This is a genomic window from Bartonella queenslandensis, from assembly GCF_018155095.1.
Classification (GTDB): Bacteria; Pseudomonadota; Alphaproteobacteria; order Rhizobiales; family Rhizobiaceae; genus Bartonella; species Bartonella queenslandensis_B.
Genome location: NZ_NAAI01000001.1, coordinates 329,517 through 337,866 on the forward strand (window position 1 = coordinate 329,517; position 8,350 = coordinate 337,866).

General features: G+C 33.3%; 8 protein-coding genes and 1 tRNA gene. 4 read left to right on the top strand and 5 right to left on the bottom strand.

Translation table 11 applies throughout. The features are described from left to right. Positions 1–327: 327 nt before the first annotated feature. Positions 328–402, top strand: a tRNA-Gln gene (locus B5V81_RS01215). A 241-nt stretch (positions 403–643) separates the two neighbouring features. Here B5V81_RS01215 and B5V81_RS01220 read toward each other — a convergent pair. Genes B5V81_RS01220 through B5V81_RS01230 form a run of 5 tightly spaced genes read right to left on the bottom strand, consistent with a single transcriptional unit; the run spans position 644 to position 4,089 of the window. Beyond that, complete coding sequence (locus tag B5V81_RS01220) at positions 644–1,027, bottom strand: toxin-activating lysine-acyltransferase (protein WP_342356076.1); 384 nt, start codon at positions 1,025–1,027, stop codon at positions 644–646. Beyond that, positions 979–1,107, bottom strand: coding sequence for a hypothetical protein (locus B5V81_RS09020; protein WP_280527994.1), 129 nt, complete (start codon positions 1,105–1,107; stop codon positions 979–981). Before B5V81_RS09020 ends, B5V81_RS01220 begins: the two co-directional genes overlap by 49 nt. Beyond that, on the bottom strand, positions 1,107–2,288 hold the full coding sequence (locus B5V81_RS01225) for an HlyD family type I secretion periplasmic adaptor subunit (protein WP_342356077.1): 1,182 nt from the start codon (positions 2,286–2,288) through the stop codon (positions 1,107–1,109). Before B5V81_RS01225 ends, B5V81_RS09020 begins: the two co-directional genes overlap by 1 nt. Positions 2,289–2,300: 12 nt before the next feature. Beyond that, positions 2,301–2,432: a hypothetical protein gene (locus B5V81_RS09025; RefSeq protein ID WP_280527995.1), complete on the bottom strand. Its 132-nt coding sequence runs from the start codon at positions 2,430–2,432 to the stop codon at positions 2,301–2,303. Next, entirely contained in the window at positions 2,422–4,089 is a 1,668-nt protein-coding gene (locus tag B5V81_RS01230; protein WP_212111389.1) for a peptidase domain-containing ABC transporter, read from the bottom strand. Before B5V81_RS01230 ends, B5V81_RS09025 begins: the two co-directional genes overlap by 11 nt. A gap of 246 nt (positions 4,090–4,335) precedes the next feature. On the opposite strand from B5V81_RS01230, the gene B5V81_RS01235 reads away from it, so the two are divergent. The 3 genes from B5V81_RS01235 to B5V81_RS01245 all read left to right on the top strand — a co-directional run bounded on the left by B5V81_RS01235 (position 4,336) and on the right by B5V81_RS01245 (position 7,472). After that, positions 4,336–4,626, top strand: a complete 291-nt coding sequence (locus B5V81_RS01235; RefSeq protein WP_212111391.1) for a hypothetical protein — start codon at positions 4,336–4,338, stop codon at positions 4,624–4,626. Between the two features lie 1,135 nt (positions 4,627–5,761). Next, positions 5,762–6,607: a hypothetical protein gene (locus B5V81_RS08705; protein WP_244979318.1), complete on the top strand. Its 846-nt coding sequence runs from the start codon at positions 5,762–5,764 to the stop codon at positions 6,605–6,607. 559 nt (positions 6,608–7,166) lie between these two features. Next, positions 7,167–7,472 carry a hypothetical protein gene (locus tag B5V81_RS01245; protein WP_212111393.1) on the top strand — a complete coding sequence of 102 codons (306 nt, stop codon included), beginning with the start codon at positions 7,167–7,169 and terminating at the stop codon, positions 7,470–7,472. Positions 7,473–8,350 lie beyond the last annotated feature (878 nt).

Consider the following 8,350-nt stretch of genomic DNA (forward strand, 5'->3'; position numbering starts at 1 on the left):
CTTTTTTAATTAAACAAGATAAGATGCAAATATATCAAAAAAAGTAGAGCATATACTCATTTATTAAATACATGAGTAAATTACGGGATTTTCATTTTATGCTCTTAGAAAATCAATAAAAGAGAAAGATAATTGATGGATAAATGGTGTGACTTGTGTGAGAAGAATAACTGTCTATAAGTTTTTTTAACGGATTTGTATCGATGCAGTATCGTACAAGGGTTAGAGATTTTTGTGATAAAAAAGTAAGGTCTTTGATTTTCAGATATTGCGTCCAATCACAGGAATCGCTATAAGGTGCAAGAGTAATTATAAAGCGTATCTTTTTGGGGTATAGCCAAGCGGTAAGGCACCGGTTTTTGGTACCGGCATTCCCTGGTTCGAATCCAGGTACCCCAGCCAGCTCTAGTGAAGTCAATGAAGGTGGAGCAATGACAGCTTGACTTGAGAGTGGGTTAATTTTAACGGTCTGTTGCCATTCATATCAAATCTGGTGAGCTAAAAAATACCCATTTGTAGCGGATTAGCTTTAAATATCTTAAGGCTTTCTTTATACTATAGCTATAGTAAAAAATAATCATTTTTAGAGATTTTTCTTTATAAAAGGAGGATGAATGATTTATGCCCGCTTAGTATCTAAAAGCTACTCAGATGGTTTTTGTGTTCTATAGCAATACCAACGGGTGATTTTTCGTATTCCGCCGTCTTCATTACGTCGTACAGCATAACAATAATGCTGATCAGGAAATATGTTTCGCTGCATATCGCGTACAATACGAGAAGCATGACCATAGGGTGCTACATAATCAATGAACCACATGTATTTTCCTCCCTTCCAATTAGCATTGGACAAAAATTCTCCCTTTTCAAACATAGATTGATGATTTTTTTCATCTAAAAAAGCCCAAGTGGTAAAGGCGCAAAATTCTCCACGCTCATTTTTATAGAGCTTGTATTGTCCAGTCTGTAAAGCTGGTCCTAAGTTTCGTTCAATATCCCAGATTCTCCAGCGGAGATGTAGAGGGATTGAAGCATTAAAACGACCATAGCTCCCAAAGCTGTAATGGGATCTATGAGAGATGTTTCTGGATTTTCATTCACAGACATTATCTTTCCTTTAAAGATTGTTCTAAAATTTTTGTGATAGGTTCAAAGAAATAAGAAATGAGGCGCCTTTTTGAAGTAATGACATCAGCTGTCACGGTCATACCAGTGATAAATTTAAGCTTTTGATGATTAAAAGTGATGTGATCTTGGTCGATTTTGATTAAAACAGCATAAGCACCATTAATTTCTTGCTCATGGCGCGCGGTTGCACCTACATTCATAACTGTACCGTAGACAACACCGTAACGTTCAGGTGGAAAGGCAGAAAATTTTACGTAAGCACGTTGGCCTTTTTCTAAAAAACCAATATCTCGATTATCAAAAAATGCTTCAACAATGAGTTCGCCTGTGCCTAGGACAATACGCATGAGTGTTTTACCGGCTTCTACAAAGCCACCCAAAGTGTGGATACTTAAATCGTCAATGCGTCCATCAATAGGTGCATAAAGCGATAAGTGGTCAAGACGATATTGGCTGCTGTCAAGTTTAGCTTTTAAGCCTTGCAAAGAGAGTTCTGTTTCACGAGAAAGTTGCCGATAGCTGGCGATTTCATCGGAAATAAGACTTTGTCTTTGTTGGTGGAGCGCTTCTATTTCAGCATTATTTTCTTCCAAGCGTCTTTTATTGACTAAAATTTCATGTTCTACATTTTTAAAGTCATGGAGACGTTCTAAATAAAGAGAGTTGCTGATGACTTTTGTTTCCATCAGGCTTTTGGCAGCTTTGAGTTTTTCTTGGCTTAATTGTTGATCATCTTGTAATTTGTCCAATTGCGCATATAGAACAGCACCACTGCGTGCAACGCGGTCAGCTTGAGCTTTCAGTGTTTTTACTTTATCTTGTAATGATTGAAGAGGTGCATGGATGAGTTTTTCCCCATCTATTTCCGCTGTTTTGTTGCAGGAGGAAGAGATTTTCAGATAAGCTAGCCCTTTGGTTACAAAATCTTTATCCAAAGGATCTCGTTCACTCAAGGCAGCTAAAATAGCGGCGGCAATTTGCGCTTGAAGGCTTTGCTGTGTGATATCGGCTTGGACACGTGCACGCTCATTTAAGGCTTCACGGGGATCTAATTGAATAAGGAGATCACCTTGATGAACGAACTGTCCTTCTTTTACAAGAATTTTTTCAATACGTCCTGTATTTTGCGCTTGGACGAGTTGAACATAGGAGGTAGGAATAACTGCCTCTTGTCACCGTGCAACAATCTCTGTTTTTGAGATAAAACTACCAATGACAATAAAGAGGAATAAGGCGACAAAAACAGCAACCACCATATGAAGCGTTGGTGACAAAGGGCGCAAATGAGGAGCCTTATCTGCCATTTTTTGCCTCCAGATCAAAGAAATTTAATACGGTTGCATGCTTGGGAAAAAGATCGCGTTTGTGAGTAATAACGAGAACAATACGATCTTGCGAAAGTTTATATAAATTTTCGACAATTTGAGTACTGATCGTATCATCCAATGCGGAAGTAGGTTCATCCAAGATAAGAAGTTGTGGTTCGATGAGAAAAAAACAAGCCAATGCTAAACGTTGGCGTTGACCACCTGATAAAAAGCCCCCTTGTTCACCGACTTGGGTATGAAGCCCTTGAGGCAATTGAGCAATCAAATCATGACAAGCACTCGCATAAAGGGCAGCGTTAATTTCATCCTCTGTAGCATTTGGTTTGGCAAGAAGCATATTCTCAAGAATGGTTCCGGAAAAAAGGCAAGGACTTTGGGGAAAATACGCAATTGTTTTGCGCACACTACGGATATCAAAATTTTGTAAAGATTGGTTGTTAAGCAATATCTGTCCATTTGTTGGAGGGTAAAGACCACAAAGGAGTTTAGCAAAGGTTGATTTTCCACAGCCTGAAGGACCAAGCAACATAATAGGCTTACCAGGTTGTAAATAGATATCAATATGGTTGATAATAGGCGTTTCTCCATAAGAAAAACAGATATCTTTAGCTTCAAGATGGGGCTTGGTGGTGAGTTGAAGGGGTGGCTTTTCCTTTTCCCATTCTGAAGGTGCGTTAAGAATATCACCCAAACGAAGACGAGAAATTTTCAAATGCTGCCATTCTTCCCATAAAGAGGCAAGACTTAAAATGGGACCAGAAACATTGCCAGCAAGAAGATGAAAGGCAATAAGTTGCCCTAGCGTAATCTGGTTTTGCAACACTGCTTGAGCGCCAAAAAAGATAATAAAAATAATAAAAAGGTCACCAAAAATATGGCTTAAAGCCCCATTTAAGAGATGAAATTTACTGGTTGTGAGGCTTTGATCCAGACTGCGGGCTAAAGTTTCTTGCATCCGTATCGTATGAGCAGCTTCTTTTACATGCGCTTTGATGGCTTCAAGATTGGTAAAACTTTCAATAAGGCGTGATTTATGGGCAGCTTGCAGGGTGAAAGCACGGCGTAATTGGCGGCGCAAAAAGGGACCAACTAATGCCAAAGAGCCCATTTGTAAAGGTAAAATGATAAGAACAATAAAGGTAAGTTTCGGACTAATAGAAAAGAGTGCAGCAAGGTAAATAATGGCGAAGAGAACATTCAGTACGGTTGTGGCAATCGTTCCTGTTAAAAAACCGCGAATTGTATCAACCTCTCCAATACGTGTGAACAATTCTCCCACTTGCCAATGACGTAACACAGGCAAAGAGAGACTTAACAGATGGCTGTAAATGCGCCGTCCAAATTCTAATGTAAGCCGATTGGCTAAATAAGCGCCTAGGTAACCTGATAGAGTGCTAAGAGCTGTGCTAAACAGCATGATAGCAACCATCAAGACAACGATAGCATAGAGACTTTCAATGCGCTGAAAGGGGAGAATACGATCAATAATTGCTTGAAAAATAAAAGGGTTTACCAAGCCCAGTAAACGCAAAACAATGGCAACACAACTGAGTTCAATAACATAATAAATATATTTCTTTGTTGTACTTGTGAACCAAGAGAAGGATACTAGTTTTTCTTGTGAATGATTCATTTGATTTTATGATTTTGTTTAAGAGAAAGAGGGCTTTGTGTCTCATATTTTAACAGTATTGTAAATAGTATTATTTTTTAATAAAAAATATACATTTTGTATGAATATAGTATAAATAAAATGTATTTATTGTTTGCGCAGTAATTTTATTGTTATTTAAAAAAATATATTTGACAATTGTCTAAACCGCATGCTAACCAATTTAAATTGTATCGATATGATACGTTTTTTTAAAGGAGGAATTATATGTTTGGTTCATTTGGGTCTAGCATATCTAATAGTTGGTCTAATTTTACATCAATGAATTTTTCAAGCAGTGGATCACGACCTGGGTGTACTGTTGGAGATTATCTCTCTGCAGGATTTTCAATGGGACATAGGGGACATGATATGGGAGTGGTAATTGGTGGAGTTATGGGGTGGTCAGTTGGAGGACCAATAGGCGCTGCGGAAGGTCTATCATTAGGAGGAGGAGTTGGCTCTGCAGTAGGATTTGCTACAGGTATAGGAAATACAGCCTATGGATGTTATCGCTAATATAAAAATCAGCAGATATTTCTAAAATGAACAAGCTTGTAGGCATAATTATGTGTCTACAAGCTTGACAGGAAGGTTTAGGTGCATAATTTTACAAAATTATATATTTAATTTGGATTTTTTTTATGAACGATCTTATTCGTATTATTGTAGAATTATTATTTTCTATAGGTGCTTTATTTATATTTTTCTGTACATTGTTTTCATATTATAAATCTAAAGGTTATAGTAAAAAAGAAATTTGGAAAAAAATTTTATTAAGAATATTTTTGTTCGTTATATTATTTTCTATGACATTTTTCATTTATATACGTTATTTATATGAAAAATGATTATTTATTATTAATTTATAATTATAGATTAATTTGAAAAATTTATTTGTTATCTATATTTTATGAATTATTTTTTCATTTTTTTTAAGTATATTTATTTAAACTGTATTATGTATCTAAGTTATGTGAAAAAAATATTAAAATTAAATCATTAATTAAGAATAAATTCGTTTTTTATATTATTTTAATTTATTAATTTTTATATGAAATAATATATATTAATGTTTATTTTTTTATATATTTTTAATTTGGATTTTTTATGAGTAATGTTATTCATATTGTTGCAGAATTATTATCTTCTACGTGTGCTTTCTTTATATTTTTCTATGCAATGTTTTTACAGTATAAATTTAAAGGTTATAGTAACAAAGAAATTGTGAAAAAAATTTTTTTAAGAACATTTTTTTTCATTATATTTGTTATATTACTTTCTATAACAGTTTTTATTTGTATACGTTATTTATATGAACAATGATTATTTATTATCTTTATATGATAATGTTTTGATATGAGTTTTATAATAATTTATTTAATATTGAACTTTAAAAAATATTTACCGATTACAGTTATACAGAGATTTTAATATTATTATCAATATTATAAATAGTATTATTTCTTAATTAAGATATATATTTTGTATTAATATAGTATAAACAAAATTTATTTGTTATTTATACAGTATTTTATTGTTATTTTTAAAAAATATATTTGACAGTTGTCTAAACCGCGTGATAACTATTTTAACTGTATCGATCTGATACGTTTTTTAATAATTACTTTTTAAAATACTAAGGAGGATTAAAATGGGTAGTTCAAGCTCTTCACATGATTCAAGTAGTAGTTCACGTCCCCAAAGTTGGCTTTTCCCAAAAGAAGATGATTGTAGTGCAGGCGCTCATTCGCAAGCAGCAGGTGCAGGCGGCATCGTAGGAGAATTAATAGGAGGTATTGCAGGTGCAGTCGGAGGTCTTTTTTCTGGGCCGGGAGGTGTCGGTTCTGGCTTTGTCAGTGGAGCAGTAGGAGGCGGAATAGGAGGAGCTGGTGATTCAAGTAGTAGTTCACGCCCCCAAAGTTGGCTTTTTCCAGAAGATGATCATAATACAGACGCTTATGCTCAAGAAGCGGGTAAAGGCGGCATTGTAGGATTAGTATTAGGAGGTGGTGCTGGTGCAGCGGGGGGTTCTATTGCTAGACCAGGAGGTGCAGGTGCTGGATTTCTCGGTGGAGCAGTAAGCGGCGGAATAGGAGGAGCTGGTGATGCCTTGGTAGATAAGTACAATCAATTTCATCCGAATCCGAGCTGTGAAGTAGGCGATTACGTTGAAGCATCGGCCATAAAGGGAGGGATAGGAGCAGTAGGAGGAGCATTAGGTGGTTCAGTGGCAGGTCCTGTTGGTGCGTTCACTGGAGCAGTAGGCGGCGGACTAACAGGAGCAGCTAACGGTTTTGTAGATAAGTATAATCAATGTCATCCAAATCCGAGCTGTCAAGTAGGCGATTACGTTGAATCAGCTGCCATAAAGGGAGGGATAGGAGCAGTAGGTGGTTCAGCGGCAGGTCCTGTTGGTGCGCTCGGTGGAGCAGTAGGCGGCGGACTAACAGGAGCTGCTACCGGTTTTATCGATAAATACAATCAATGCCATCCGTAAAGTGGAGGGACACTGTTTTTAATTTATTTAGAAAATAGCTATAAAGATATTTCTGAGATCAGTTAATATTGTAAACATACTTTAAAGCTATGGCTAAACTGATTTCAGGGATATTTTTGTTTATGATAATAGATATTTTATTTTGGATTCTTTGTTATGTATACTTTTATTAGCTCCTTAGTGACAGCAATTGCATTTGGATTTTTCATGTTTTTTTTCAATAGATTTAAAGGTGAGAACTGGAGTATAAAAAGAATAATATTATCAACAATTATATTTTTTATAATATATTATTCTGGAAGTTTATTAGTTAAATATATGGGAATTTTAAAATAGTATAGAATTAAATTATTATAATTATTTTATTATTTATCAATTAAAATATAAATTTTGTATGAATATAGCGTAAATAAAATGTATTTATTGTTTACGTAGTATTTTTATTGTTATTTTTAAAATTATATTTGATAGTTGTCTAAACCGCATGCTAACCATTTTAATTTTATCGCTCTGATACGTATTTTAATAATTACTTTTTAAAATACTAAAGAGGATTAAAATGGGTAGTTCAAGCTCATCACATGATTCACACAGCAGTTCACATTCATCAAGTTCATCTACGGCATGTGGTGTTAAGGATTATTTCCATGCTGCGATGACAAAGAAGACAGAGGTAGGAGCCTTTGGAGGAGCTGCGGGAGCTCTGTATGGAGGATTAAGGGGCTCGCGAGGTGGTATATGGGGTACGATTACAGGCGCTGCAGTGGGTGGATACACAGGTTATAAATTTGGCGCCAATGCAGGGATTATTATAGGGCTTGTGAGAAAGTTTCAGGAGTGTGGTGGTCGCATTCACCTTTTTTGATTTGTAAATAATTCTTAATAATATATTTTAAAATCAATTTTTTAGACATATACATTAAATATATGTCTAATTTCGTTTATAATGTGTATTTTATAGATATATATCATTATAATATTTTATGTAAAATTTTTAATTTTGGATGTTTATTATGTATATTGGTGATAATACTATTTCACTATTCATGAATAATTTTTTTGATTTGTTGTATTCAACATTTATTTTTATATTTTTATTTACATTAATTTATAGATACAGTGGTGATAGTTGGAAAAATAGTATAAAGGGATCGCTTAAGATATTTGGTTTGTTTTTTTTGTTCTTTTTGGCGTTTTGTTTTATTTATATTTCGTTTAAATATATTATATATTAGTTTTTTAATATATATTTAATTTATGTTAATATTATAGAAATATATTAGTAAATATGTCTATAAATATTGGAAGAATATATTTTATTAATAAATTTATTATAATTATATGTTATTAGAAATTTTATGTGTTATGTATATTTTAAATATCTTTTCTGAATTATTTTTTGCAGTTTGTTGTTTAAGCATATTTATATCTTTGTTTGAATTGTATTATGTCTCTAAGGGATATAGTGAAAAAAATATTAAAAAAAAGTCATTAATAAGAATAATTTTATTTTTTAGTTTATTTTTAATTTTATTTTCTTTAGTTAAGTTTTATATAAATAGTTTTTATATATCATAATAATGTGTATGATATTCTTAATTTAATTGGAAAATATTATGAATGATATTTTGTTTAATATTAAAAATGCATTACTTGCAACAAACATTTTTTTAATTATAAATATACTTTATTCTAAACTACAATTTCCTAATTGGAAAAAATCTATTAAATTAGGGTTAGTTA